This is a genomic window from Georgenia muralis (assembly GCF_003814705.1).
Classification (GTDB): Bacteria; Actinomycetota; Actinomycetes; order Actinomycetales; family Actinomycetaceae; genus Georgenia; species Georgenia muralis.
The window spans coordinates 2651449-2678285 of record NZ_RKRA01000001.1 but is presented as its reverse complement, the minus strand read 5'-3'; the positions used below and the strand labels follow the sequence as shown (position 1 = coordinate 2678285).

Annotated in this window: 23 protein-coding genes; 7 read left to right on the top strand and 16 right to left on the bottom strand. The window is 75.4% G+C overall.

Features of this window, described 5'->3' with window-relative positions:
- Nucleotides 1–20: 20 nt before the first annotated feature.
- The 6 genes from EDD32_RS12040 to dinB form a co-directional block, all read right to left on the bottom strand.
- Nucleotides 21–1796, bottom strand: coding sequence for a peptidoglycan D,D-transpeptidase FtsI family protein (locus EDD32_RS12040; protein ID WP_123917801.1), 1776 nt, complete (start codon nucleotides 1794–1796; stop codon nucleotides 21–23).
- Complete coding sequence (ftsL, locus tag EDD32_RS12035) at nucleotides 1793–2185, bottom strand: cell division protein FtsL (protein ID WP_123917799.1); 393 nt, start codon at nucleotides 2183–2185, stop codon at nucleotides 1793–1795. Before ftsL ends, EDD32_RS12040 begins: the two co-directional genes overlap by 4 nt.
- Nucleotides 2182–3189, bottom strand: a complete 1008-nt coding sequence (rsmH, locus tag EDD32_RS12030) for a 16S rRNA (cytosine(1402)-N(4))-methyltransferase RsmH (RefSeq protein ID WP_123917797.1) — start codon at nucleotides 3187–3189, stop codon at nucleotides 2182–2184. Before rsmH ends, ftsL begins: the two co-directional genes overlap by 4 nt.
- 181 nt (nucleotides 3190–3370) lie before the next feature.
- Complete coding sequence (gene mraZ, locus EDD32_RS12025; RefSeq protein WP_123917795.1) at nucleotides 3371–3802, bottom strand: division/cell wall cluster transcriptional repressor MraZ; 432 nt, start codon at nucleotides 3800–3802, stop codon at nucleotides 3371–3373.
- 474 nt (nucleotides 3803–4276) lie between these two features.
- Nucleotides 4277–4657, bottom strand: coding sequence for a DUF3040 domain-containing protein (locus EDD32_RS12020; RefSeq protein WP_123917793.1), 381 nt, complete (start codon nucleotides 4655–4657; stop codon nucleotides 4277–4279).
- Nucleotides 4658–4788: 131 nt separating this feature from the next.
- Entirely contained in the window at nucleotides 4789–6024 is a 1236-nt protein-coding gene (gene dinB, locus EDD32_RS12015; RefSeq protein WP_123917791.1) for a DNA polymerase IV, read from the bottom strand.
- Nucleotides 6025–6072: 48 nt separating this feature from the next.
- Here dinB and EDD32_RS12010 point away from each other — a divergent pair, with 48 nt between their 5' ends.
- Entirely contained in the window at nucleotides 6073–6939 is an 867-nt protein-coding gene (locus tag EDD32_RS12010) for a spermidine synthase (RefSeq protein ID WP_246006109.1), read from the top strand.
- 28 nt (nucleotides 6940–6967) lie between these two features.
- Here the strand turns inward: EDD32_RS12010 and EDD32_RS12005 are convergent, their stop codons facing one another.
- Both EDD32_RS12005 and EDD32_RS12000 read right to left on the bottom strand, forming a co-directional pair.
- Nucleotides 6968–8332, bottom strand: a complete 1365-nt coding sequence (locus EDD32_RS12005; RefSeq protein WP_123917789.1) for an MFS transporter — start codon at nucleotides 8330–8332, stop codon at nucleotides 6968–6970.
- A 66-nt stretch (nucleotides 8333–8398) separates the two neighbouring features.
- Nucleotides 8399–9328 (bottom strand): PAC2 family protein, encoded by a 930-nt coding sequence (locus EDD32_RS12000; protein ID WP_123917787.1) that lies wholly within the window; start codon nucleotides 9326–9328, stop codon nucleotides 8399–8401.
- Nucleotides 9329–9559: 231 nt separating this feature from the next.
- Between EDD32_RS12000 and EDD32_RS11995 the strand changes: the two genes are divergently transcribed.
- The 4 genes from EDD32_RS11995 (at nucleotide 9560) to EDD32_RS11980 (ending at nucleotide 16104) form a co-directional block, all read left to right on the top strand.
- Nucleotides 9560–11842, top strand: coding sequence for a HelD family protein (locus EDD32_RS11995; protein WP_342771404.1), 2283 nt, complete (start codon nucleotides 9560–9562; stop codon nucleotides 11840–11842).
- A gap of 91 nt (nucleotides 11843–11933) precedes the next feature.
- Nucleotides 11934–13169 carry a phosphoglycerate dehydrogenase gene (serA, locus tag EDD32_RS11990; RefSeq protein ID WP_123917783.1) on the top strand — a complete coding sequence of 412 codons (1236 nt, stop codon included), beginning with the start codon at nucleotides 11934–11936 and terminating at the stop codon, nucleotides 13167–13169.
- 22 nt (nucleotides 13170–13191) lie between these two features.
- The gene (locus tag EDD32_RS11985; RefSeq protein WP_123917781.1) at nucleotides 13192–14226 is read left to right on the top strand and encodes an aldo/keto reductase; all 1035 of its coding nucleotides are present in this window, start codon (nucleotides 13192–13194) and stop codon (nucleotides 14224–14226) included.
- Nucleotides 14227–14298: 72 nt separating this feature from the next.
- Nucleotides 14299–16104 carry an AMP-binding protein gene (locus tag EDD32_RS11980; RefSeq protein ID WP_123917779.1) on the top strand — a complete coding sequence of 602 codons (1806 nt, stop codon included), beginning with the start codon at nucleotides 14299–14301 and terminating at the stop codon, nucleotides 16102–16104.
- 97 nt (nucleotides 16105–16201) lie between these two features.
- Here EDD32_RS11980 and nrdR read toward each other — a convergent pair whose 3' ends face one another.
- On the bottom strand, nucleotides 16202–16771 hold the full coding sequence (gene nrdR, locus EDD32_RS11975; RefSeq protein ID WP_123917777.1) for a transcriptional regulator NrdR: 570 nt from the start codon (nucleotides 16769–16771) through the stop codon (nucleotides 16202–16204).
- Between the two features lie 198 nt (nucleotides 16772–16969).
- A complete protein-coding gene (locus EDD32_RS11970; RefSeq protein ID WP_123917775.1) occupies nucleotides 16970–17464 on the bottom strand; it encodes a LysM peptidoglycan-binding domain-containing protein in 495 nt (164 codons plus the stop codon).
- Between the two features lie 197 nt (nucleotides 17465–17661).
- Here EDD32_RS11970 and lexA point away from each other — a divergent pair, with 197 nt between their 5' ends.
- Entirely contained in the window at nucleotides 17662–18360 is a 699-nt protein-coding gene (gene lexA, locus EDD32_RS11965) for a transcriptional repressor LexA (protein WP_123917773.1), read from the top strand.
- A gap of 8 nt (nucleotides 18361–18368) precedes the next feature.
- Here the strand turns inward: lexA and EDD32_RS11960 are convergent, their stop codons facing one another.
- Genes EDD32_RS11960 through hflX form a run of 3 tightly spaced genes read right to left on the bottom strand, consistent with a single transcriptional unit; the run spans nucleotide 18369 to nucleotide 23032 of the window.
- Complete coding sequence (locus EDD32_RS11960; RefSeq protein WP_123917771.1) at nucleotides 18369–19382, bottom strand: L-lactate dehydrogenase; 1014 nt, start codon at nucleotides 19380–19382, stop codon at nucleotides 18369–18371.
- Between the two features lie 42 nt (nucleotides 19383–19424).
- Nucleotides 19425–21464 (bottom strand): ATP-dependent DNA helicase, encoded by a 2040-nt coding sequence (locus EDD32_RS11955; RefSeq protein WP_246006108.1) that lies wholly within the window; start codon nucleotides 21462–21464, stop codon nucleotides 19425–19427.
- 2 nt (nucleotides 21465–21466) lie between these two features.
- Nucleotides 21467–23032, bottom strand: a complete 1566-nt coding sequence (gene hflX / locus EDD32_RS11950; RefSeq protein ID WP_123917769.1) for a GTPase HflX — start codon at nucleotides 23030–23032, stop codon at nucleotides 21467–21469.
- A gap of 111 nt (nucleotides 23033–23143) precedes the next feature.
- Between hflX and EDD32_RS11945 the strand changes: the two genes are divergently transcribed.
- The gene (locus EDD32_RS11945; protein WP_123917767.1) at nucleotides 23144–23785 is read left to right on the top strand and encodes a class I SAM-dependent methyltransferase; all 642 of its coding nucleotides are present in this window, start codon (nucleotides 23144–23146) and stop codon (nucleotides 23783–23785) included.
- On the opposite strand, the gene EDD32_RS11940 is transcribed toward EDD32_RS11945, so the two are convergent.
- From EDD32_RS11940 to miaA, 3 genes are all read right to left on the bottom strand, one after another.
- Nucleotides 23758–24861 (bottom strand): hypothetical protein, encoded by a 1104-nt coding sequence (locus tag EDD32_RS11940; protein WP_123917765.1) that lies wholly within the window; start codon nucleotides 24859–24861, stop codon nucleotides 23758–23760. The genes EDD32_RS11945 and EDD32_RS11940 overlap by 28 nt on opposite strands.
- 166 nt (nucleotides 24862–25027) lie before the next feature.
- Entirely contained in the window at nucleotides 25028–25933 is a 906-nt protein-coding gene (gene dapF / locus EDD32_RS11935; protein ID WP_123917763.1) for a diaminopimelate epimerase, read from the bottom strand.
- Nucleotides 25930–26805, bottom strand: coding sequence for a tRNA (adenosine(37)-N6)-dimethylallyltransferase MiaA (gene miaA, locus EDD32_RS11930; protein WP_123920505.1), 876 nt, complete (start codon nucleotides 26803–26805; stop codon nucleotides 25930–25932). The genes dapF and miaA overlap by 4 nt, the downstream gene beginning before the upstream one ends.
- Nucleotides 26806–26837: the final 32 nt, after the last annotated feature.

Sequence of the window (26837 nt, the reverse complement as noted above, 5' to 3'; positions counted from 1 at the left end):
GCCATCCGGGAGGGCCCGGCTCACCCCTGCTCCGGGGTCAGGGCCAGCGTGGGCGGGGGCTCGGTGCTGGGCGCGACGCCCATCTCGCGCAGGGCGAACGCCGTCACCTCACGGAACGTGGGAGCGGCGACGGTGCCGCCGTAGGAGGTGCCCGCGCCTCGGTAGACGACCACGCCGACCGCGACGCGCGGGTCCTCCGCCGGCGCGACGCCGACGAAGGACCCGAGCCGGTTGCTCAGTCCGCCCGCGGCGTCGAGGATCTCGGCGGTGCCGGTCTTGGCGGCCACCCGGTAGCCGGGCACCGCCCCCTGCGGGCCGGTGCCGCCGTCGGCGACCACCGTCTCCATCATCGCCAGCATGGTCTCGGCGGTGGCAGGGCTGAGGACCTCCTCGCCGTCGGCGACCTCGGTGGGGGTGAAGACGCCGTCACCGTCGGTGGTGCCGTCCACGACGTGCGGGGCCATCCGGACGCCGTCGTTGCCGAGGGTGGCCACCATGGAGGTGTTCTGCAGCAGGGTCACCGACATGCCCTGGCCGAACATCGTCGTGTAGCGGGTGCGCCGGTCCCACGTGTCCGGGTCGCGCACGATGCCGGCGCTCTCGCCGGGCAGCTCGATCCCGGTCCGCTCCCCGAAGCCGAAGGCGCGCAGGAGCTCGAAGCGCTCGCGGTCGTCGACCAGGTCGCCGATCTGGACCGTCCCGGTGTTCGACGACATCTGGAGCACGCCGGTGGTGGTGAGGGTCTCGGTGGCGTGGGGGCTGTTGTCGCGGAAGGTCTGGCCGTTGGGCATGGTGAGCGTGTCCGGGACGGTGAAGACGGTGTCCGGGGTGACGAGGCCCTGCTCGAGCGCGATGGCGAACGTGGGCAGCTTGCCCGTCGAGCCCGGCTCGTAGGGGCTCTGGACCGCCCGGGAGCCGCGGTCCTGCGCATCCCAGGACTGGAAGTCGTTGGGGTCGACGGTGCCGGAGTCGGCCAGCGCGAGGATGCGCCCGGTGCCGACCTCCTCCACGACGACGGCGCCCCACGCACCACCGTGGGTGGCCACGGCCTCGTCGATGCTGCGCTGGGCGAAGTACTGCAGGTCCCGGTCGATGGTGGTGTGCACCGTCTGTCCGGGGGCCGCGGGCACCTCCTCGCGGTGGCCGGTGGGGATGACCTGGCCCGTGCCGCCGATCTCCACCGTGAGCGAGCCGTCGGTGCCCGTGAGGGCGTCGTCGTAGGTGAGCTCGAGCCCCGCGAGGCCCTGGCCGTCCGCGCCGACGAAGCCCAGGACGTTCCCGGCGGTGGTGCCGTTGGGGTAGATGCGCTCCGTCGTCTCCTCCGGCTCGATGCCCGGGATCCGCAGCGCGTCGATCTCGCGCCACTGCTCCGGGGTCAGGCCCTTGGCGAGGTAGACGAACGTGGAGTCGCCCACGAGCTGGGCGCCGAGCTCGGCCTTGTCCCGGCCCAGCAGCGGCGCGAGGGCCTCGGCCGCCGCGGCCGCGCCGCCGCCGACGACCTCGCCGTCCTCGTCCTTGACCACGTAGTTCCTGATGAGCCGCTGGTTGACGCCGACGTTGAAACGCTCGACGGAGGTGGCCAGCACCTCGCCGTCAGCGTCGAGGATGTCACCGCGCGGGGCCCGGATCGCCGAGGTCCGGGTGCGGTCGTCCTTGGCCTGCTCGGCCAGCTCGGGCCCCTGGAAGGCCTGGACGTAGACGAGGCGGCCGGAGAAGACGAGCAGCACCGTCAGCACCGCGACGAGCGCGGCCTGCCGCCGCACGTGGGTGCGGGTGCGCACGGCGCCGGCGCTCACGGCGCACCCTCCTCCGGGAGACCGAGGAGCCGGCCGTCGGCGAGCTGGACGAAGCGCATCCCCTCCGCCGGGACCATGCCGAGGCCGTCCGCGCGGCGCTGCAGCTCGGCGGGCGAGCCGGCCTGCTCGACCTGGGCCCGGAGCGAGGCCTCCGCCTCGTCGAGGCGGTTCAGCGCCACCTGCTGGTCGTGGATCTCGTAGGCCGTGGCGGCCATCTGGGTGTTGAGCAGGAGGGCGCCGAGCAGCGCCGCCCCGAGGACCGCCGCGCACAGGAGGAGGAAGGGCACGACGCTGCGCGCCGGGACGGGGCTGGCCACGACCTCCAGCCGCGGGCGCCAGCTGTGCTGCGGGCGGGGCGCGGTCTGCGCGCGGACCGGGACGGCGCTCATGCGTCGTTCCTCCTTCGGGTGGCCGGGAGCAGGTGGTCGGGGGTGGGGCGGAGGCGTTCCGCGGCGCGCAGGCGGACCGAGGTGGCGCGAGGGTTGCGGGCCCGTTCGGCCTCGTCGGCCTCCTCCGCGCCGCGGGTCAGCAGGCGCAGGTAGGGGCGGTGCGACTCGGGCTCGACCGGCATGTCCGGCGGCGCCGACGACGTGGCGCCGCGCGCGAGGACGGTCTTGACGGCCCGGTCCTCCAGGGAGTGGTACGACTCCACGACGATCCGCCCGCCGACGGCGAGGGCCTCGACCGCGCGCGGCAGGGCCCGCTCGAGCACCTCGAGCTCGCCGTTGACCGCGATCCGCAGCGCCTGGAAGGTGCGCTTGGCCGGGTTCCCACCCGTCCGGCGCGCCGCCTGGGGGATGTTCGCGCGGACGATCTCCACGAGCTCGCCCGTCCGGGCCAGCGGACGGCTCTCGCGGCGCCGCACGATGGCCGCGGCGATCCGGCCGGCGAACTTCTCCTCGCCGTACACCCGGAGGATGCGCCGCAGCTCGGCCTGGTCGGCGGTGGCGAGGAGCTCGGCGGCCGAGATGCCCGTGCTCTGGTCCATCCGCATGTCCAGCGGGGCGTCCCGGGCGTAGGCGAAGCCGCGGTCGGCGGCGTCGAGCTGGAGGGAGGAGACGCCCAGGTCCATGAGCACGCCCTGGACCGTCCCGGCGCGGCCGTGCTCGGCGGCGACGTCGTCGACGTGGTCGTAGGTGGTGTGCACGGCGGTGAACCGGTCGGCGAAGGGCGCCAGCCGCGCCGAGGCGAGGGCGATGGCCTGGGGGTCCCGGTCGATGCCGACGACCCTCAGCGCGGGGAAGCGTCGCAGCGCGGCCTCGGCGTGCCCACCCATCCCCAGGGTCGCGTCGACGAGCACGGCGCCGGGCGCGTCGACCGCGGGCGCGAGGAGGTCGAGGCAGCGCTCGGCGAGCACCGGGACGTGCAGCGCCGCTGCGTCGGCCTCACTCATGCCATCTCCTCAGGTTGCCGCGTCGCGGCGGGTGCGTTGCTGGTCGGGGGCCCTCCACCGCCCGACCAGGACTCCCTCCGCTGCTCTGGCGCCGGGGAAGTGCGCCAGAGGTGCGGTGAGAGACCTCGTCGTGCGGGGGCTGGGGTGGTGCGTCGTCGTGTCGGTCGGTCGGGGCGGTTCGTCAGAAGAGGCCGGGGATGACCTCCTCGGCGGTCTCGGCGAAGGCCTGCTCCTGCTCGGCCAGGTAGGCCTCCCAGGCACCGGCGTCCCAGATCTCGATGCGGGAGCCAGCGCCGATGACGGCGAGGTCGCGCTCGAGCCCGGCGTAGCGGCGCAGCGGGGGCGGGATCGTGATCCGGCCCTGCTTGTCGGGGAGGTCGTCGGTCGCACCGGAGAGGAAGACCCTCAGGTAGTCGCGGGCCTGCTTGCTCGCCAGGGGGGCCTGGCGCAGGCGCTGGTGCATCTCCTCGAAGTCGCGGGTGGGGAAGGCGTACAGGCACCGCTCCTGGCCCTTGGTCAGGACGACACCGGTGGCGAGCTGGTCACGGAACTTCGCGGGCAGGATCAGCCGACCCTTGTCGTCGAGACGAGGTGCATGGGTTCCCAGGAACACACCAGCACCCCCTTCCCGGTCGGAGCACCACCCGTTGCCCCCACATTACTCCACTTCCCTCCCCCGTCAACGACAAACTGCTCCGATGTGTACCAAGGTCCCCATGACTGCGCAGGTCAGCCCGGGTGGTGCGGAGTGGAGGACTTCCGTCCGGATGGTGCCCGGGTCACACGGGCCGTCGGGGGGTCCGCGCAAGGCTCGGCCGGACGAACGGCGGAAACGTCGGCACCGTGGCAGCACCGGACGCCGACGGGCCCGGTCCGTGCGGGTGCCGGTGGAGAGAAGTGGGGACGCCCCGGCGTGCCCCGGTCCGTGCAGGTGGAGGTGGAGCCAGGTGGAGGACCCGGGCGCGGTCCGTGCGGGCGGAGGTGGAGCGAGGACGCCGGGCCTCACGGGGCGGCGGCGGACGTGGTGGGCGCCGGCACGACGAAGCCCGCGGCCATCAGGCCGCGGGCTTCGTCGGACAGGGAGGGGCTAGCGGTTGCCCCGCTCCTCGTTGCGCCGGTTCCACCGGTCCTCCTGGCGCTGCATGAACCCCGCCGAGGACGAGCCCGAGCCCGCGGGGCGGCGGCCGCCCTTGACGGTGGGGCCCGCTCCGCCGCGCGGGCCGGAGATCGCGAGAAGGACGCCGCCCAGCATGGCGAGGAAGCCGAGGATGCCCAGCCAGACCCACCCGGTCGCCACGCCGCCGACCAGCCCGCCGAGCCCCAGGAGGAAGAGCAGCGCGCCCAGGCTCAGGCGGCGCACGTCCGGGCGCTGACGGTCGGCGAGCGTGTTCGCGAGCTTGGGGTCGTCGGAGCGAAGCTGCTGCTCCATCTGCTGGAGCATGCGCTGCTCGTACTCGGAGAGAGGCATGAGACCCTCCAGTCGTCCCGCCGTCCCGTCGCTGGGGTGTGGACGACGGTGTTGGGTCCAGGATAGGTCGCCGGAGCCGCGCGCGAAAGCGGGAACGGACCCGTGTGCGCCGGGACCGGCTCGTCGGCCCGTCAGCGGGTCTCGGGACGCCCGCCCGGCCGCCCGCCGAGCAGCGACGCCGGCCGGAGCACGGCCGGCCCGAACCGCGCACGGACGCCGTCCATCGCCCGTTCGGCGCGCGCCTGCTGCGGGTCGTCGTCGAGCATCGACTGGACCCCGGCCGATGCGCTCACCAGCCGCTCGGCACGGACCCCGAGGAGTCGGACCCCGGCGGCCGGCACCGTCACCCCGGCGAGGAGGTCGCGCGCGGCGGCTGCGAGGTCGCGGGCGAGGTCGGTGGGGGCCGGGAGCGTGCGGGACCTGGTCAGCGTGGTGAAGTCGGCCATCCGGACCTTGACCGAGACGGTCGAGCAGAGCATGCCGTCGGCCCGGAGGCGGGCGGCGCACTGGTGGGACTGGTCGAGCAGGACCCGGTCGAGGAGCTGCCGGTCGGTGACGTCCTCGGCGAAGGTCGTCTCCGTGCCCACGGACTTCTCCACCCGCCCCGGCGTCACCGGCCGCGGGTCGACGCCCCACGCGAGGTCGTGCAGGCGCTGACCCGCGGCGACGCCAAGCGTGCGGTGGAGCACGGGCAGCGGTGTGGCGGCGAGCTCGGCGACCGTGTCCCAGCCGCGCCGCTCGAGCACCTGTCGGGTCTTCTCCCCCACGCCCCACAGCGCCCCGACGGGGAGCGAGTGGAGGAAGGGGACGGTGGCCGCGGCGGGGACGAGGAGGAGCCCGTCGGGCTTGGCGTGGGTCGAGGCGAGCTTGGCCACGTGCTTCGTCGCCGCCACGCCGACCGAGGCCGTCACCCCGGTGCGCGCCCGCACCTCGCGGCGGACCCACCCGGCGATCGTCACCGGCGGGCCCATGCGCCGCAGGGCGCCCGAGACGTCGAGGAAGGCCTCGTCGATGCTCACCTGCTCCATCACCGGCGTGACCTCCGCCAGGACGGCCATCACCTGGCGCGAGACCTCGGAGTAGCGCCCGTGGCGGGTGGGCAGGAAGACCGCCTGCGGGCACAGGGCCCGCGCGCGGGCCACGGGCATGGCCGAATGCACGCCGAAGGCACGGGCCTCGTACGTCGCCGAGGTCACCACCCCCCGGTGCTCACCGCCCACGACGACGGGCAGCCCGCGCAGCTCGGGGTGGTCGAGGACCTCCACGGCGGCGAAGAACGCGTCCATGTCCACGTGCAGGACGGTGCACCCGGTGTCGTCGTCGCCCCAGGACCGTCCGGCCCGCTCACTGCGCGGAGCCCGGCTCACGCCCACCACCTCCGCCTCGGCCGACAGGGCCCAGGCTAACGTGGGTCGGTGCCCGACCGCCCCCGACGCCGCCCCGCGCCGCGCACCCCGGCCGCCGAGCTTCCCACCGAGCCGGTCACCACCTCCATGGCCACGGCCACGCTGCGCCGGGAGCCCGGGGCACCGACGCTGGTCACGCTCGTCCTCGACGGCGCCGAGAGCTCGTGCCTCGACCTGGCCGCCCCGGCCCACCTGGAGTTCGAGTACATGGAGCAGATGGCGCTCGTCGTCGAGGCGGCCCGCCCGACGGGGCCGCTGCGCGCCCTGCACCTGGGGGCCGCGGGGTGCGCCCTGCCGCGGGCGCTCGAGGCGCGCCGGCCCGGCTCCACCCAGGTCGCCGTCGAGATCGACGAGGTGCTCGCCCGCCTCGTCCGCGAGTGGTTCGACCTGCCCCGCTCCCCCCGCCTGCGCATCCGCACCGGCGACGCCCGCGCAGTCCTCGACTCGCTGCCGGACCGCTCGTGGGACGTGGTCGTGCGGGACGTGTTCGCCCGCGGCGAGGTCCCGCGCCACGTCCGCACCGTCGAGGCGGCCCGGTCCGCCCACCGGGTGCTGACGGCGGACGGGCTCTACCTCGTCAACCTCACGGACCACCCGCCCCTGCACCGGGCCCGCGCGGAGGTGGCGGCGCTCCAGGACACCTTCGCCCACGTGCTGCTCGTCGCCGACCCGGCCATCCTGCGAGGACGCCGGTACGGCAACGTCCTGCTCGCGGCGAGCGCGGCGCCGCTGCCGGTGGCCGCGCTCGACCGCGCGCTGCGCCGTCTGCCCCTGCCCGTGCGCCTGGTCGAGGGCAGCGCGCTGCGCGACTTCCGCGGCAGCGTCCCGGCCGCGCACGACGGGCCCGCAGGTCCGCAGCCGGCGCCCGCCGGCTGACGGTGCGACGGCCGCGGGCACGTCCGGGTCAGGACCGGTCGCGCCGTTCGGCGAGGATCCGGGCGACGACGTCGCGCACCGGCGGCACGACCACGCCGCGCGCGGCCATGCGACGGCGGGTGGCGCGCCGCGCCAGGACGAACCCGGTGAGGCCGACCGCCCACACCAGGGCCTGGGTGCTCAGCGCGAGGCGGAAGTCGTCGAGCACGTAGTCGCCGTCGGGCCGGACGAGGTCGAGGACGAGCCCGACGAGGTAGATCGAGATCAGGGACGCGACGAACCCCCCGACGTTGACCAGGCCCGTCGCGGTGCCCAGCCGCGCGGGCGGGACGAAGGTGCGCGCGAAGTCGAAGCCCACGTTGGACGCGGTGGCGGAGACGGTGAGGAGGACCACGAGCAGGGCGAGCTGCCAGACCGGGCGGGGCGTGCTCGCCGCCAGCACCGAGGCCCAGCCCAGGATCGTCGCCGCGACCGCCCCGGCCACGAGCCAGGAGCGGCGCAGGGGGTGGCGCGCGGTCAGCTCCCCGGTGACCGGTCCGACGACGATCCCCGACAGGGCGGCGACGGTGAGCAGGGTGCTCGCGGCGACCGGGGTCAGGCCCTGCCCGGCCGTGAGGAACGGCACGCCCCACAGCAGCGTGAACGTGTTGGCGGGGAACAGCCCGACGAAGTGGGTGAAGAACCCCAGCCAGGTCCCCGGCTCGCGCAGCACGGCACGCATCGGGACCCTGGTCCGCGGCGGGACGGCCACCGCAGCGGGCGGCACCTCGGGGCCCGTGCCGACGGGCTGGACCGAGTCCCGCTCGCGAGCGGGACGGTCGCGCACGACGACCGCGGCCAGGGTGCCGAGGAGGACGCCGAGGGCGGCGAGCGAGGTGAACGCGGTGGTCCAGCCCGCAGCGAGGAGGAGCGCCATGAAGGGCACGGCCGAGAGGATCTGCCCGGTGGCGCCGACGAGGCCGGTGACCTGGTTGAGCAGGGGCACCCGGCGGGCGGGGAACCACGCCGGCACCAGCCGCAGGACCGAGACGAACGCGGTCGCGTCGCCGGCTCCGACGAGCACGCGTGCCGCGAGCGCGAGGGGCAGGGTGTCCACGACCGCGAGCATCACCTGGCCGGCGGCGAGCAGGAGGGCCCCGGCCGCGAGCACGGTCCGGCTGCCGATCCGGTCGAGCAGGACCCCGACGGGCACCTGCGCGGCGGCGTAGACCGCGAGCTGGACGACCGAGAAGAGCGAGAGCGTGGTGGCCGAGATGTCGAACCGCTCGGCGGCCTGCAGCCCGGCGACGCCCAGGGACGTCCGGCCCGTGACGGCGACGACGTACACCGCCAGGGCCGCCGCCCACACGAGGTAGGCCGCGCGGGCGGGCGCGGGGGCGGTGAGGGACGGCACGTGGTCATTGTCCCCCGCCCGAGGCGGGTGCCGGCGCGCCGCCCGGGCCGCAGGACGGCGCCGCTCTCAGGCCTCGGGGTCGTCCTCGGGACGCTCGCCGGCGTGCTCGGCGAGGAACGCCTCCAGCTCGGCGCCGATCTGCTCGGCCGTGGGCATGTCCCCGTGGTCGGCGAGGAGGGTCTTCTGGTTCGGCTGGGCCGCGGCCTCCATGAAGGCGTCGTACTGCTGCTCGAGCGCGTGGACGACGGCACCGACCTCGGCCGACGCCGAGACCTGCGCCTCGATCTGCGCGGCCGTCTCGGCCGCCGCGGCCTCCAGCTCACCCACCGGCAGCGCGAGACCGGCGTGCGCCGCGATCTGGCGGACCAGCTCGGCGGCCGCGAGCGGGTACTCGGCCTGGGCGAGGTAGTGCGGGACGTGCGCGGCGAAGCCCAGCGCGTCGTGCCCGGCCCGGCCGAGCCGGAGCTCCAGCAGGGCCGCGACGTTGCCGGGCACCTGGACGGTGCCCATGAAGTGACGCTGGGTGTCCACGAGACCGCTCCGGCTGGCGTGCGACGTCACCGTCGTCGGCCGGGTGTGCGGGACCGCCATGGGGATGCCGTGCACACCGATCGTCCGCTCGACCCCGAGGTCCTCGACGAGTCCGACGACCGCGGCGGTGAAGCGGTCCCACTGCAGGTCCGGCTCGGGGCCGTGGAGGAGCAGCAGGGCGGTGCCCTCGTCGTCGCGAAGGAGGTCCAGCGCGATGACCGGCTCGTCGTACTCGGTGAACCGCCAGTCCTCGAAGGTCATCGCCGGGCGCCGCGAGCGGTAGTCGACCAGCTCGTCGGGCTCGAAGGTGGCGACCCGCTCGACCTGGAGGGAGCCGAGGAGGTGCCGCGAGACCAGCGCACCGGCCTGCCCGGCGTCGAGGGAGCCCCGCATGGCGTGCACGAGCACGGGGGTGGACTCCTGCGGCCGGGCAGCCAGCGTGTAGAGCTCATGGGGGTCGCGCATCGGCCGACTCCTCTCGTTCTGGTGGGTCGAGGTCTACCTCTGCCAACACTGCGGTGCCGCCCGGCATTCCGCGAGCGGACCGGTCCGGCCTCGCGCGCGGCCGGTCGAGCCGGTCCGCGGGACGTCCGGCCCGGACATGCCTGCACGGACCGCCCTGAGGACGGATAATGGATGGCCGTGCCGACGGCACGTCAGGCGCACCGCCGGTGCGCACGAGGAGAAGGAGCACGCGTGCAGCAGGCCCCCACGCCCGACCCGGCCGGCCCCGCCCAGGACACGGTGGCGGCCGCCGTCGGCGAGGAGCAGACCTACGTCGACCGCGTGTACACCCGCCTCGACGAGCTGCGCGCCTCCTACGGGTCCCGGCTGGCGGAGGTCCGCCGCGAGGGCCCCTCGGGGTCGCCGCAGAACCGCTCTGAGCGCGACGCGTTCGCGGCCCACTACTCCGACGCCGTGGCCCGGCTCGACCACGTCGAGAACCGGCTGGTCTTCGGCCGGCTGGACCTGCGGGCGGGCGAGGAGCCCCGCTACGTCGGACGCATCGGCATGTCCGACGCCGAGCACGACCAGCTCCTCGTGGACTGGCGCGCCCCCTCGGCCCAGCCGTTCTACCAGGCCACGGCGGCCCACCCGGGCGACGTCGTGCGGCGCCGGCACCTCATGACCCGCGCCCGCACGGTGGTCGGGGTCGAGGACGAGCTGCTCGACCACGCCCACCTCGACGCCGACGTCGCCGACGGTCTCACCGGCGAGGGGGCGCTCTTCGCCGCGATGTCCGCCGCCCGCGAGGGCCACATGAGCGACATCGTCGCGACGATCCAGGCCGAGCAGGACGCCGTGATCCGCTCCCCCCTCGACGGCGTCCTCGTCGTCCAGGGCGGGCCGGGCACGGGCAAGACCGCGGTGGCGCTCCACCGCACCGCCTACCTCCTCTACGCCCACCGCCAGCGGCTCGAGCGGTCGGGCGTCCTCCTCGTGGGGCCGTCCCGGGTGTTCCTGCGCTACATCGACCAGGTGCTGCCCTCCCTGGGCGAGAGCGACGTCGTCGCCACCACGATGGCGGACCTCCTGCCCGGCACGACGGCGGACGCCCCCGAGGACGAGGAGGTCGCGGCCGTCAAGGGCCGGCTCGTCATGGCCGACGTCCTCGCCCGCGCCGTGCGCGGCCTGCAGCGGGTGCCCGAGCAGGTCCAGGAGCTCGACGTGGAGGGCGTGCGGCTGCGCCTCGACCCCGCCGACGTGCGCACCGCGATGGGCCGGGCCCGGCGCTCCGGGCTGCCCCACAACCAGGCGCGCGACACCTTCGCCCTGGCGATGCTCGACGTCCTCGTCCGCCAGTACGCCGCGGCGCGCGGGGCGGACGACCCGGAGGAGCGGCCCTACCTCTTCGAGGACGTGCGTAGCGCGCGGGACGTGCGCGTCGCGATCAACCTGTGCTGGATGCCGACGACGGCGCACGGGCTGCTCGAGCGCCTCTACGACCGGCCGGACCTGCTGGCCCGCCACGCCCCCCGGCTGGGCGCCGCCGACCGCGCCCTCCTGGCGCGCGAGCGGGGATCCGCCTGGACGGTGGCCGACGTGCCGCTCCTCGACGAGCTCGCCGAGCTCCTCGGCCCCCACCAGCAGGCCGAGGCCTCCCGCGCCCGGTCCGAGGCGCGGCAGCAGGCGGCCGAGGAGCTGCGCTACGCGCAGGAGGCGATCAGCTCGCAGGAGCTGGGGATGGGGATGGTCAGCGCGGAGATGCTCGCCGAGCGCTTCGCGGCGACGGGGCCCCGCCTGACGACGGCCGAGCGCGCCTCGGCCGAACGGTCCTGGACCTACGGCCACATCGTCGTCGACGAGGCGCAGGAGCTCAGCCCCATGGCGTGGCGCTCGCTGCTGCGCCGATGCCCCTCGCGCTCGATGACCGTCGTCGGCGACCTCGCCCAGCGCAGCGGGCACCGGCCCGCCCGGTCCTGGGCGGACGTGCTCGGCGGCGCGGGGAGCGAGCACGTGCGTGAGTCGGTCCTCACCATCAGCTACCGGACGCCGGCCACGGTGATGGATGCGGCCACGGCGGTGATGACCGCCGCCGGGGCGGCCCCGGCGTACCCGGTCCGCGCGGCGCGGGACCTGCCCGGCTCGCTGGTGGTCACCCGGGCGGGCGACCTCGCCGGCACGGCGGCCGACGTCGTGCGCGAGGAGCTCGCGGCGCTGGACCGCGCCGACGGCCCCGGCCGCGGCCGGCTGGCGGTGCTGGCGCCCCGCGGCGAGGAGGCGCTGGTGGTCCGGGCGCTCGCCGCGGACCCCGCGCTGGCGGCGGCGCTGCGCGGACCGGACGGGGACCCGCTCGACGCCCGCGTGGTGGTGGTCGACGCGGTGGCGGCCAAGGGCCTGGAGTTCGACGTCGTCGTCCTCGTGGAGCCGGCCCGGATCGGCGCGGGCGGCCACGGCGACCTGTACGTCGCCATGACGCGCCCGACGCGCCGGCTCCACGTCGTCCACGCCGGGGACCTGCCGGCCGGGCTGCGCTGAGCTCGCGCCGGGCTCGGCGCGGGCGCGGCGGTGCTGGCCCACGGAGTGGACGGACTTGCTCCGGATCGCGAGACGGGCGGACGATGACGCCGTGGCCAAGGCACTGCTCCTCGAGAACCCGCACCCCGACGCCGACCCGATCCTGGCCGCCGCCGGGTACGAGGTCGTGCGCCACCCCGGCGCGCTCGAGGAGGACGAGCTCATCGCCGCCCTCGACGGCGTGAGCCTGCTGGGCATCCGCTCGCGCACGCAGGTCACCGAGCGCGTGCTCGCCGCCCGGCCGGACCTGCTCGCCGTCGGCGCCTTCTGCATCGGGACCAACCAGATCGACCTGCGCGCCGCAGCGCGCCGCGGCATCGCGGTGTTCAACGCCCCGTTCTCCAACACCCGCTCGGTGGTCGAGCTGGCCGTGGGCGAGATCATCGCCCTGACGCGCCGGCTGACGGTGCGTGACCGCGCCCTGCACGCCGGCGTGTGGGACAAGTCCGCCGCCGGCTCGCACGAGGTGCGCGGCCGGACGCTGGGCATCATCGGCTACGGCAACATCGGCACCCAGCTCTCCGTCGTCGCCGAGGCGCTGGGCATGCGGGTGGTCTTCCACGACACCGCCGAGAAGCTGGCGCTGGGCAACGCCCAGCGCATGGGGTCGATGGCCGAGCTCCTCGCCGTCGCCGACGTCGTGAGCCTCCACGTCGACGGACGGGCCGGCAACGCCGGGATGTTCGGGGCCGAGCAGTTCGAGCAGATGAAGCACGGCGCGAGCTTCCTCAACCTCTCGCGCGGCTTCCTCGTCGACTACGGCACGCTCCGGGAGAAGATCCTGGACGGGTCGCTCTCGGGTGCCGCCGTCGACGTCTTCCCCGAGGAGCCGGCGAAGAACGGCGACCCCTTCGACTCCCCGCTGCGCGGCCTGCCCAACGTCATCCTCACCCCGCACGTGGGCGGGTCGACCCAGGAGGCGCAGGAGAACATCGGGCACTTCGTGGCCGTCAAGCTCGTCAAGTACGCCCGCACCGGCTCGACGGACCTGTCGGTCAACGTCCCCCGGCTGCACCTCGAGCCCTCGGAGAACGCCCGCTACCGCGTGGTCTTCCTCCACCGCAACACCCCTGGCGTCCTCGCGCTGGTCAACCAGACCTTCGCCGAGCACGGCGCCAACATCGAGGGCCAGATCCTGGGCACCCTGGGCGAGCTCGGCTACGTCGTCACCGACATCAGCTCCGAGCTCCCCCGCGAGGCCGTCGAGGCCGTGCGCCAGATGGAGGACACGATCCGCCTGCGCGTGATGGTGCGGCCGGAGGCGGAGCGCGGGCGCGACGACGACTGAGTCCTCGCAGTACGGTCAGGGGATGTTCACCCCCGCACCCGGGCGCTACGGGGCGATGCCCTACCGACGCTGCGGCCGCAGCGGGCTGGACCTGCCCGCGGTCGCGCTGGGCCTCTGGCAGAACTTCGGCGAGGGCACGCCCGAGACCCGCCGGCGCGAGATCGTCCGGCGCGCGGTCGACCTGGGCATCACCCACCTGGACCTGGCCAACAACTACGGCCCCCCGCCGGGTGCGGCCGAGGCGGCGCTCGGCCGGCTGCTCGCCGGCGACCTGGCCGGCCTGCGCGACGAGCTGGTCATCTCCACCAAGGCCGGCTACACCCAGTGGCCCGGCCCCTACGGCGAGGGCGGCTCACGCAAGTACCTCCTCGCCTCCCTCGACCAGTCGCTGGGCCGGCTCGGCCTGGACCACGTCGACATCTTCTACTCCCACCGCTTCGACCCCACGACGCCCCTGCACGAGACGCTCGGGGCGCTGCTCACGGCGGTGCGGTCGGGACGGGCACGGTACGCGGGGATCTCCTCGTACTCCGCCGAGCGCACCGTCCAGGCCCTGGCGGTCGCCGCCGAGATCGGTCTCGACCTGCTCGTCCACCAGCCGTCGTACTCGATGGTCAACCGCTGGGTCGAGGACGGCGACCCCAGCCTGCTCGACGTCGTCGGCGACGCGGGGCTGGGCACCGTGGTGTTCTCCCCGCTCGCCCAGGGCCTGCTGACCGACAAGTACCTCGACGGCGTCCCCGAGGACTCGCGGGCCGCCCGTGGCGGGCCCTTCCGCCGGGAGTTCCTCACCGAGGAGACCCTCGGCCACGTCCGGGCGCTCAACGAGATCGCGGCGGCCCGCGGGCAGACCCTGGCGCAGATGGCGATCGCCTGGGTCCTGCGCGACCCGCGGGTGACCACCGCCCTGGTCGGTGCCTCGAGCCCCGCCCAGCTCGACAGCTCCGTGGCGGCCCTCGACGGACCGGGCTTCTCGCAGGACGAGCTCATGGCGATCGACAGCCACGCGGTCGACGCCGGCGTCAACATCTGGGGGCCGCGCTCGTCGGACCTGTGACGGGCGCCGGGACCTACGGCGGCGTAGGTTGGCCTGCGGGACCGACGGTCCCGCGAACGGAGGAGGACGTTGATGGCGACGCAGGGAACCGACACCCCGACCGAGATCACGGTGCCCGAGCACGGGGTGGCCGAGCTGCTGCGCCGGGCGACGCAGCGCCACGGCGACCGGGTGGCGCTGGACTTCCTCGGCAGGTCGACCACCTACGCCGAGCTCGCCGAGCAGGTCCGACGGGCGGCGGGACTCCTCGCGGCCGCCGGGGTGGGGCCGGGCGACCGCGTGGCGCTCGTGCTGCCCAACTGCCCCCAGCACGTCGTCGCGTTCTACGCCGTCCTGCGGCTCGGCGCCGTGGTGGCCGAGCACAACCCCCTCGCGCCGGCCGCCGAGCTGCGCGAGCAGCTCGAGGGTCACGGCGCCCGGGTGGTCATCGCGTGGGAGAAGGTCGTCGGCAACGTCGTCGGCGGGGGGCGGGCCGTCTTCGCGGTGGACCTCACCGCGGCGCTGCCCCTGCGGTCCCGGCTCCTCCTCAGGCTGCCGGTCGCGGCGGCCCGGGCCCAGCGCGAGACGATGCGCGGGCCGGTGCCGGCAGGCGTGCGCAGCTGGGACCGCGACCTGCGCGGCGCCACCCCCCTGGCCGCCAACCACCCCGCGCCGGGAGCTGCGGACCTCGCGGTCCTCCTCCACACCGGCGGCACGACCGGCACCCCCAAGGCGGTCGCCCTCACGCACCGCAACGTGCTGGCCAACGCCGAGCAGGGCCGCGCCTGGGTCGCGGGCCTGCGAGAGGGCGAGGAGACCATCTACGGCGTCCTGCCGTACTTCCACGCCTTCGGCCTCACCCTGTGCCTGACCTTCGCCGTCGACATGGGGGCCACGCAGGTCGTCCTGCCGCGCTTCGACGTCGACATGGTCCTCTCCGCGATGCGCCGCCACCCGGCGACCTTCTTCCCCGGCGTCCCCCCCATGTTCGACCGCCTGGCGACCGCGGCGCGCGAGCGAGGCACCGACATGTCGTCGGTCCGCTACTCGATCTCCGGCGCCATGGCCCTGGACGGCGACGTCGCCCGACGGTGGGAGGAGGTCACCGGTGGCCTCATCATCGAGGGGTACGGCATGACCGAGTGCTCCCCCGTCATCCTCGGCAACCCCTTCAACGAGACGCGGCGCCCGGGCGCCCTCGGCGTGCCCTTCCCCTCCACCGAGGTCCGCCTGGTCGACCCGGAGGAGCCGACCCGGGACGTCCCCGACGGCGAGGTCGGCGAGCTGATCGTGCGAGGCCCGCAGGTCTTCGCCGGGTACTACGGCAAGCCCGACGAGACGGCGGAGGTCATGCTCGAGGGCGGCTGGCTGCGCACCGGCGACCTGGTCCGGCGCGACCCCGACGGCTTCTACGTCCTGGCCGACCGCCGCAAGGAGCTCATCATCACCGGCGGCTTCAACGTCTACCCCTCCCAGGTCGAGGACGCCGTCCGGTCGATGCCCGGCGTGATCGACGTCGCCGTCGTCGGGCTCCCGGACTCCTCCCGCGGCGAGAGCGTCGTGGCCGCCCTGGTCCTCGAGCCCGGCGCCAGCGTCGACCTCGAGGCGGTCCGCCACTGGACGCGCGAACGCCTCTCCGCGTACGCGATGCCCCGCTCGATCGCCGTGCTCGAGGAGCTCCCGCGGTCCCAGCTCGGCAAGGTGCTGCGACGCTCGGTCCGGGACCGCCTGCTCGAGGTCGGCGTGCACGTCCGGGAGATGGGCGAGCACGTCCGCGAGGGCCATCTCGCCGACCACCTGCCCGGACCGCTCCGTGGACGAGACACCGGGGCCGAGCCCGGCGAGAAGCCGGGCGAGAAACCGGGCGAGAGGCCCGGCGGCGACCCGGCCGCAGACTGAGAACGAGGACGGCCGCCGGTGACGGCGGCTTCCCCTCCGCCGTCACCGACGGCTGTCGGTGCGCCGGAGCCCCGAAGGACTCGACGGCAGACCCAGGTTAGCGGACCCCTGACCGCCCCGCCTGGTCTTCGGGGCCACCGTCGGCGGCCGTCCGGCCGGCACCGTCGGCAGCCCCGGCGGCAGTGTCCGACGTGGGGAGGTGATCGTCGGTGCCGGCACCGTCGTGCCCGGCGCGCAGCGCCCCGATGGCCGCCTCGAAGTCCTCGAGGGAGGCGAAGGAGGAGTAGACGCTGGCGAAGCGCAGGTACGCGACCTCGTCGAGGTCGCGCAGCGGGCCGAGGATCGCCAGCCCGATCTCGTGCGCGTCGATCTGGGCGCTACCACTCGCCCGGACCGCCTCCTCGACCTGCTGGGCGAGGAGCGCCAGGTCGTCGTCTGAGACGGGGCGCCCCTGGCAGGCCTTGCGCACGCCGGCGACGACCTTGTCCCGGCTGAAGGCCTCGGTGGCGCCGGACCGCTTGACCACCGTGAGGCTCGAGGTCTCCAGCGTGGTGAAGCGTCGTCCGCAGCTGGGGCACTGACGGCGGCGCCGGATGGACATGCCGTCCTCGGCGGTACGCGAGTCGATCACCCGGGAGTCGGCATGACGACAGAACGGACAGTGCACCGGAGCCTCCTCACCGGGCCCCCGAGGGCCGGTCCGGACGGCGGCACCGCCCGGTCCGTCCCCGCGCGGGGACCGCTCGGAACGGTAGGTCGCGGCGGCCGTCCGGCGCAAACCCGCAGCGGCCGGCCCAGGCCACCAGCTGCCGGCCCACCGGTCAGGTGCCGGCCGCGGGTCAGCTCTCGGCCGGCGCGAGGCGGGTCAGCCGGCGGCCGGGACGAGCAGGGCCTGACCCGGCTCGAGGACCTCCGTGGCCAGCGCGTTGAGCTGAACGATCTGGGCGACGACGTCGCGCACGTCCTGCCCCGGCCCGGCCGCTGAGCCGGCCACCGCCCACAGGGTCTCCCCCGGTACCACGGTGTGGGTGACCGTCTGGGCCGTGGCGCCGGACGAGACCGCCTGCCCGGCGGCCGTTCCCAGCGCGAGCGCGAGCACGAGCGCCACGAGGAGGGCGGCGACCGCGGCGACGCGTCTTCCCAGCGCCGTCAGGCGCAACGGCGCCGCACGCCGCGCGGCGGGTCGCGCCGCCACGGCCGGGCCGGGGTCGGCGCTCGGCGCGGAGGACGGGGCCGGCGACGGGACGAAGCCCGGGCCCACCAGCTGCAGGCGAGGCCGCCGCGGGTCGGCCGACACCCCCGGGCGTGGCCGGGTCTGCGGGGACGGCTGCCAGGCCGGGTGGGCCACCAGTGCACTCATCTTGTCCTCCTCGAACTGCTGTTCGTCGAACGTCTGTACGTCACAGTAGTGCGGGCCGGGGCGAATGTCGACACACCGTCGAACAGATGTTTGAGATTCGCGCTCCCGACTCCTACGCTGCTGTTACGAAGCCCATCACCGACCACTGACATCGCCCGGTCGCCCACCCTGGGCGGCGGTCAGGAAGGACCACGGCCGTGAACACTCCCGAGGACACCGGCACCACCACCCCGCCGCCCGCACTGACGGGCCGCGACCTCACCGAGCGTCAGCGCCGCGTGCTCGAGACCATCCGGTCGGCGGTGCACGCGCACGGCTACCCGCCGAGCATGCGCGAGATCGGTGAGGCCGTGGGGCTGACGAGCCCGTCGTCGGTCAAGCACCAGCTGGGTGTGCTCGAGCGCAAGGGCTACGTCCGGCGGGACCCGAACCGGCCGCGCGCGATGGAGCTCATGGACGAGGTCCGCGAGGTCCGCGACGTCGCGGGCGGCCCGACGGACGGCGACGGCCTGCGTGCCGGCGCGCCCACGTACGTCCCGGTGGTGGGCCGGATCGCCGCGGGCGGGCCGATCCTCGCCGAGCAGGCGGTCGAGGACGTGTTCCCCCTGCCGCGCCAGCTCGTGGGCGACGGGGAGCTGTTCATGCTCAAGGTCGTCGGGGAGTCCATGATCGACGCGGCGATCTGCGACGGCGACTGGGTGGTGGTGCGCCGTCAGCCGGTGGCCGAGAACGGGGAGATCGTCGCGGCGATGCTCGACGGCGAGGCGACCGTGAAGACGTTCCAGCACCGCGACGGGCACGTGTGGCTGCTGCCGCACAACCCGGCCTTCGCCCCGATCCCGGGCGACGACGCCCAGGTGCTCGGCCGGGTCGTCACCGTCCTGCGGAGCCTGTAGGCACCCGCCTAGAAGCCGAAGCGCTGCGCCACGGACCGGATCGACTCCGCGCTGCGGCGCAGCCCCGCCCGCTCGGTCTCGGTGACCACGGGCACGAGACGGCGCCCCACACCCGCCCGGCCGACGACCGTGGGCACCGACATGCAGACGTCGGAGATCTCCAGGTAGTCCTCGAGGAGGGAGGAGACCGAGAGCACGCGGTGCTCGTCGCGCAGCACCGCCTCGATGATGCGCACCACGGCCAGGCCGACGGCGTAGTTGGTGGCCCCCTTGCCCGCGATGATGCGGTACGCCGCCCCCACCACCTCCTCGCTGATGCGGGCGCGCCGGGCCTCGTCGAGCAGGCCGCCGTCGACCGTGAACCCCCACTGCAGCAGCGGTACGGCGCCGATCATCGCCGAGCTCCACAGCGGGATCTCGGAGTCGCCGTGCTCCCCGGCGATGTAGGCGTGGACGTTCTGCACCGCCACGCCGCACTCACGGGCGACGAGGTAGCGCAGCCGCGAGGAGTCCAGCACGGTCCCGGAGCCGAAGAACTGCTCGGCCGGCAGGCCGGAGATCTTCAGGCCCGCGTACGTCACGACGTCCACGGGGTTGGCGACCATGATGTACACCGCGTCCGGTGCGACCTCGACCAGCCGCGGGACGAGCGCCCGCATGATGTCGATCGTGGCGCCGGCCAGGTCCAGGCGGGACTGCCCGGGCCGCTGCTTGGCGCCGGCGGTGATGACGACGACGTCGGCGTCGGCGCAGATCGCGATGTCGTCCGAGCCGGAGACGGTCCCCATCGGCGTGAACTGGATGCCGTGGGCGATGTCCAGCGCCTCGGCCTCGACCTTGGCCTTGTCGAGGTCGTACAGGACGACCTCGCGCGCAGCCCCACGCAGCAGCGAGGCGTAGGCGAGGGTCGAGCCGACGGCACCGGCCCCGACGATGGCCACCTTGCTGCGCCGGGGCTCGGTGCTCCGGCCCTCACCGCCGAGCAGCTCCTGACGGCCTGGGACGTCGTCGTGGTGGGTCATCCGGGACCTCCTGGTCGGCGCGGGGACGGTGCAGCCAAGAGCCTAGTGGGACACCGCCGCGGTGCCCGCGGAGAGGCGGCGCAGCGCCGCACGGGTGAGCTCGCCGTCGCTGGTGGGCCACAGCGGCGGCATCGAGCGGGTGAGGAAGGTGCCGTAGCGGGCGGTGGCCAGCCGTGGGTCGAGCACCGCCACGACGCCGCGGTCATCGATGCGGCGCACGAGCCGGCCGGCGCCCTGGGCGAGCAGGAGCGCCGCGTGGGTGGCGGCCACCGACATGAAGGCGTTTCCCCCCGCCGCCGCCACGACCTCCGAACGGGCCTGCTTGACCGGGTCGTCGGGCCGGGGGAAGGGGATGCGGTCGATGACGACGAGCCGGCACGTCGGTCCGGGGACGTCGACGCCCTGCCACAGGGAGAGGGTGCCCATGAGGGAGGTCGCCTCGTCCTCGACGAAACGCCGGACGAGCGTGGGCAGCTGGTCCTCGCCCTGGCACAGGACCGGGGTGTCGAGCTCGGCGCGCAGCCGCTCCGTGGCGGCCTCGGCCGCCCGGCGGGACGAGAAGAGCCCGAGGGTGGCCCCGCCGGCTGCCCGGACGAGCGCGACCAGCTCCTCGAGCGCCTGCTCGCTCGTCCCGTCGCGGCCCGGCGGCGGCAGGTGACGTGCGGTGTAGAGGATGCCCTGCCGGGCGTAGTCGAAGGGTGAGCCGACGTCGAGGCCGCGCCAGGGCGTCGCGTCGTCGAGGGTGAGCCCGAGGGAGCGCGCCATCGGGTCGAACGTGCCGCCGAGGGCCAGGGTCGCCGAGGTGAGAACCGCCGCCCGGCCGGCGAGGAGCTGGGTGGCGACCGGGCCGGCGACGTCGAGCGGGGCCAGCCGCAGCCGGGGCTGCTCCAGGCCCCCGCGGGGACGTTCGCACCACAGGACGTCCCGGCGCGCGGCGACGGAGTCACCGAGGAGCCGTTCGGCGATCTCGTGCAGCACGACCATGGCGGAGCGGGCCATCGCTCGGCCGCCGGCGTCCTCGGCGCCCGGTTCGGGCTTCATCGCGCCGACCGCCTCGCGGGCCCCGGCCTCGACGAGGATCACCGCGTCGCGCAGGTCCGCGGGCAGCCCGTGGACGAGGCGGCCGTCGGGCACGACCTCGAGCCGGGCGCGCAAGGACGTCGCGGCGGCCTCGAGGTTCGCCAGGCCGACACCGGCGTGCCGGCGGGCGAGCCGGGCGGTCCGCTCGACGACGCTCGCGCTCAACTCGGCGGTGGCCTGGGCGGTGACCCGCTCGGCGAGCTCGTGGGCCTCGTCGACGACCAAGACGTCGTGCTCGGGGAGCACCCCCGGGGAGCCCGAGGCGGCGATGCCGAGCATCGCGTGGTTCGTCACGACGACGTCGGCCTCCCGGGCGCTGACGCGCGCCGCCTCGGGGAAGCACTCCGAGATCATCGGGCACCGCTGACCCAGACACTCCATCCTCGTGACCGAGACCTGCCGCCAGGCCCGCTCGCTCACCCCGGGCACGAGGTCGTCGCGGTCACCCGTCCCGGTCTCCTCCGACCAGGCCCGCAGACGGAGCACCTGCTCGCCCAGACCCTCCCGGCCCGCGAGGGCCGGCTCCGACCCGTGCCGGTCGGTCGGCGGCTCGACCGGCGCTCCGCCGGCGGGCAGGCCGCCGTCGGTGGCGGCGGAGACGGCGAAGAGCCCCGGCTCCTCCTCCACGGGGTAGCCGCCGGCGACCTTGTGCAGGCAGAGGTAGTTCTGCCAGCCCTTGAGCAGGGCCACCTTCGGTCGCGCACCGGTGCGCTCGGCGACGATGTCCGCCACGAGGGGCGCGTCGTGGGCGAGCACCTGGCGCTGGAGCGCCAGCGTGGCCGTGGAGACGACGGCCCGCTCGCCCTTCTCGACGGCGTGGGCGAGCACCGGCACGAGGTAGGCGAGGGACTTGCCGGTGCCGGTCCCGGCCTGGACGAGCAGGTGCGTGCGGTCGTCCAGGGTCTGCGCGACGGCCTCCGCCATGCGCAACTGCCCCTCGCGCCGGGCCCCACTGACCGCCGCGACCGCGGCGTCGAGCAGGGCGCCGGTGTCGGCCCCCACGCTCAGGAGGCCGAGCGGGCCGCCGGGGCGCCCGCGACCGTGCGCAGCTCGGCCGCGAGGGCGGGGTCCACGCGGGCGTGCAGCCGGGTCCCGCCCTCGGCGTACGACTCGGTCAGCACCTCGCCGTCGGTGTGGGCCCGCGAGACGAGGTCGCCGCGCGAGTACGGCACCACCAGGTCCACCTCCTCCGAGGGGCGCGGGAGCATCTCGGCGACGAGCCGAGCCAGCTCCTCGATCCCCTCACCGGTGCGGGCGGAGACCGCCACCGACGTCGGGTACCGGGTGCGCAGGGCCGCGAGGTCCTCCGGGGCGGCGAGGTCGGCCTTGTTCAGGACGATGAGCTCAGGGACGTCGGCGCCGCCGGGGATGTCGGCGATGACCGAGCGGACGGCGCCGACCTGGCCCTCCGGGTCGGGGTGCGCGGCGTCGACGACGTGCAGGACGAGGTCCGCCTCGGCGACCTCCTCCAGCGTGGACCGGAACGCCTCGACGAGCTCGGTGGGCAGCGAGCGCACGAACCCGACGGTGTCGGTGAGGGTGTACTCGCGCCCGTCCGGGGTCGTCGCCCGGCGCACGGTGGGGTCCAGCGTGGCGAAGAGCGCGTTCTCGACGAGGACGCCGGCGCCGGTGAGCCGGTTGAGCAGCGAGGACTTGCCCGCGTTGGTGTACCCGGCGATCGCCACCGACGGCACCTGGTGGTGGCGCCGCGCACCCCGCTTGGTCTCCCGCGAGGGCGCCATCTCCCGGATCTGACGGCGCAGGCGCGCCATGCGGGTGCGGATCCGACGCCGGTCGAGCTCGATCTTGGTCTCTCCGGGGCCGCGGGAGCCGATGCCCGCACCGCCCGCGACCCGGCCACCGGCCTGGCGCGACATCGACTCGCCCCAGCCACGAAGGCGCGGCAGCAGGTACTCGAGCTGGGCGAGCTCGACCTGTGCCTTGCCCTCCCGCGACTTCGCGTGCTGGGCGAAGATGTCGAGGATGAGGGCGGTGCGGTCGATGACCTTGACCTTGACGATGTCCTCCAGGCCGCGGCGCTGGGAGGGGCTGAGCTCGCCGTCCACGACGACGGTGTCGGCGCCGACCGAGGCGACGAGCTCGGCGAGCTCGGCGGCCTTGCCCGAGCCGAGGTAGGTGCCGGGGTCGGGGTTCTGCCGGCGCTGGAGGAGCCCGTCGAGCACCTCCGAGCCGGCGGTCTCGGCGAGGGCGGCGAGCTCACGGAGGGAGACCTCGGCCGTCTCCGCCGAGCCGGTGGACCACAGGCCCACGAGGACGACGCGCTCGAGGCGCAGCTGGCGGTACTCGACCTCGGTGACGTCCTGGAGCTCGGTGGACAGGCCCGACACGCGGCGCAGCGCGGCACGCTCCTCCCGCTCGAGCTGGTCGCCGTCGTAGGCCCCGTCGTGCTCACCGGCGGACCCGTCGGAACCGGACTGCAGCGCGGTGCCCTCGGTCGAGCGCACGCTCCCGGCGCGCGCGAGGATCCGGGCCACCACGTCCTCCGCGGCCTCCTGCGCACCTCGCCCGTCGGCGTCCGGGGTGTGCTGGGGCTGGCGGGTCGTGGTCATGGCGTCCTTCCGTCCGGTCGGCGCACGGCGCGCCGCTCCTCCCAGGGTCCCACGGGCGGCCGGGTGGTGCGAGGAATTATCCCCACGGCGGACCGCCGATACGGTGGGCGGGTGAGCACGCCCGAGCACTACTTCACCGCCAGCCCGGCCTCGCCCGCCGAGCTGCGCCCCCTCGAGGCGTCGCTCCGCGGCCGCCGGGTCCGGGTGCTCACGGCGCCCGGGGTCTTCTCGGGCGACCGGCTCGACCCGGGGACCCGGGTGCTCCTCGAGACCGTGGCGGACCCGCCGGCCAGGGGGCACCTCGCCGACGTCGGCTGCGGCTGGGGACCGGTCGCACTGGCGATGGCTGCCGCCTCCCCCGGCGCGACGGTCTGGGCGGCGGACGTCAACGAGCGGGCCGTGGACCTCACGGCCCGCAACGCTGCCGCGCTGGGCCTGACGAACGTGCGCGCGCTCGAGGCGGGCGAGGCCCTGCGCCGCCTGCGGGCCGACGGTGTCGAGCTCGACGAGATCTGGTCGAACCCGCCCATCCGGATCGGCAAGGCGGCCCTGCACGAGCTGCTGCGGTCCTGGCTCGCCCTCCTCGCGCCCGGCGGGCGGGCCCAGCTCGTCGTCGCGAAGAACCTCGGGGCGGACTCGCTGCACCGTTGGCTCGCCGAGGACGTGGGCGCGGACGTCACCCGCGCGGGCACCAGCGGCGGCTTCCGGGTGCTGACGGTCACACCTCAGGGCCCGACCAGGCCGACGGCGTAGGGCACCGCGGGGGCCACCTCCGGGGGCAGGACGTAGGCGTCGCCGCGCCGCTCGAGGACACCGACCTCGACGGCCACCGCGAGGTCGGCGCCGAGCCCCTCGGTGACGTCCGCGAGCGCGGGACCAAGACCGGCGGGGACGGTGAAGCCGCGCGGCTCCGCGGCGCGCACGAGAGCGCCGAGCGTGAGGCCCGGGACCCGCGCCCGGGTGGTGCCGGAGGGCGCCGGGCGGAGCAGCTCGGCCAGCACCGCCGCGTGCAGGGCCACCCCGTCCAGGACGACGGCCTCGTCGGGCCCCTCGTCGAGGGCGCGGGGCCCGGGTCGGACGCGGTCCCCGGTCGCCTCGAGAAGGCCGGTCGCGACCAGGGCGGGCCACAGCAGCGCGATCGGCGCCGGGTGTCCGGCAGGTGCGAGCCGGCCGAGGAGCTCGGCGGCGTCGGCGTCGCGCAGCCCGCCGTCGTCGGCCACCTCACGTGAGGTGCCCACCCAGTCCAGGACCCCCCGCGTCCAGCCCCACACCCGGGAGCCCCGCATCCACGCCGCGGCCCGGTCGGCGGGGACGTCCAGCCGGAGCACGACGGTGAGGTCGGGCACCGGCCCGAGGGCGTCGGGCCACAGCGCGGTGAAGGGGTTGGGTTCGGCACCGGGCGCAGGCTCGGCACCGGGCGCATGCTCGACGCCGTCGTGGCCGGAGCCGCGTCGGTACGCGCGGGGCACCTCGTCGGCGAGCTTCTCGACCAGGCCCGTCAGGGCGTCGAGCGGCACGGCGGAGGCGGGCCACCGTCCGGTCGTCCCGAGGAAGGACAGGTACAGGGCCATCGCCGGGCCGACGAGGCGCTGCTCATCGGCGTCGAGGGGCACGCGCGCGGGGAACGTCCGGGTGAGCACCGTGGTGAGGTCCTCGGGCGACCACCGCGCCGGGTCCGCCGCGCCCGGGAGCTCTTCCTTGAGCGCGAGGGCGGTCGCGACCAGCCGGCGCAGCCCGGCGGGGTCGAGGTCGAGGGACCGGCACCACCGCTCGAACTCCGCGAGGAGGTCCGCGGGGTCGGCGGAACCCGGACCTTCGGACGGCGACACGGCGCTGCCGGTTGGGGACCCGGCCTGCGCGGGGGCCCCGTGGGCGGGCACGCCATGCGCGGCGGCGCCTCGGGGACCCGCTCCCGGACGGGGCCGGGCCGGGGGCCGGTCGTGGCGCGGTCGGCGCTTCCTCTTGGGCAACGGATCCCCTCTCGGGCCGGGCCGGTCAGCGCAGGACGACGTCGGCGGTGAGCACCGCGGGACCGGTGAGCGTGACCCGCTCCCCCTGGACGCGGACGAGCACCTCACCGCCCGGGACGAGGACCCGCCAGGTGTCCGGCGCGCCGGGCCCGCCCCACGCACGCACCGCGAGCGCCGCGGCACACGTCCCCGTCCCGCAGGACCGGGTCTCGCCCACGCCGCGCTCGAGCACGCGCATCCGCAGGGCACCGACGACCCCCGCGGCGTCGCTCTCCTCGCCCAGCGGCACCACCAGCTCGAGGTTCGTGCCCTCCGGCGGCTCCGGGTCGTAGGCGGCGGGCCGGGTGAGGTCGGCGGCGGCCAGGGTCTGCTCGTCGGGCAGGGCGACGACGGTGTGCGGGTTGGGGAGGGTGACCCCTAGCCCCGCACGGGGACCCTCGAGCCCGCCCACCTGGACGACGACGTCGTAGCCGGCCTGGACGGCGGCCAGCCCGCCGGGCATCTGCCAGCGTCCCATCTCGACCGTGTACAGCTCCCCCACGACGCTCACCCGCCGCGGGCCCCCGCGCGTCCCGACGACGATCGACCCGCCGTCGGCGATCGTGACGAGGCCGCTCTCGCGGAGGTAGTGGACGAAGACCCGCACGCCGTTGCCGCACATCTCCGCGACCGACCCGTCGGCGTTGCGGTAGTCCATGAACCACTCGGCCTCGCCGGACCCCGCGAGCACCTGCTCGGGCAGGGCGCGTGAGCGCACCACGCGGATGAGGCCGTCCGCCCCCACGCCGGCGTGCCGGTCGCAGACGGCGGCGACCTCGTCGGCACCGATCTCGAGCTCGCCGTCGGGGTCGGGCACGAGGACGAAGTCGTTCTCGGTGCCGTGACCGGTGGTGAGCGTCCGGCCGCGCAGGACCGGGAAGGGCGAGGTCATGGCCCCAGGGTACGCAGTGCGGCGGCCAGGACGTCCGCCCGGGGGCCGGGGGCGAGCCAGTGGATGCGGGGGTCGCGGCGGAACCACTTCTCCTGCCGCCGGGCCAGCTGCCGGGTCGCCACCGTGATGTCCTCGGTGGCCTCCTCGCGGGTGCGCCGGCTCGCGAGGACGTCCATCGCCTGCACGTACCCGACGGCGCGACGGGCGGTCACGCCCTCGGCGAGGCCGCGGCTGAGGAGCGCCTCCGTCTCCTCGACCAGTCCGCCCGCCATCATCGCGGCGGCGCGGCGGGCGATGCGCCCGTCCAGCTCGGGACGGGGCACGTCGATCGCGAGCTGGACCGCGGGGACGGCGTAGACGTGCTCGGGCAGCGCGGCGGAGAAGGGCCTGCCGGTCACGGCGATGACCTCGAGGGCACGGATCACCCGCCGGGCGTTGCGCGGGTCGATCCGGGCGGCCGCGCCCGGGTCCAACCGGGCGAGCTCGTCGTGCAGGGCACGCCGGCCCTCGGTCTCGGCGCGGCGCTCGAGCTCGGCGCGCACCTGCGGGTCCGTCCCCGGGAACTCCAGGTGGTCCAGGGCCGCGCGGACGTAGAGTCCGGAGCCACCGACGAGGAGCGGGCGGTGCCCCCGGGCCGCGACGGCGGCGAGGTCCTCGCGGGCGGCGCGCTGGTAGGCGGCGACGCGGGCCTCCTCGGTGACGTCGAGGACGTCGAGCTGGTGGTGGGGCACGCCCCGCCGCTCGGCGACCGGGAGCTTCGCCGTCCCGACGTCCATGCCGCGGTAGAGCTGCATGGCGTCGGCGTTGACGACCTCGCCGCCGAGCGCCTCGGCGAGGTCGAGGGCCAGGTCGGACTTCCCGGTCGCCGTCATCCCCACGACGGCGACGACGTGCCTGGGCCCCG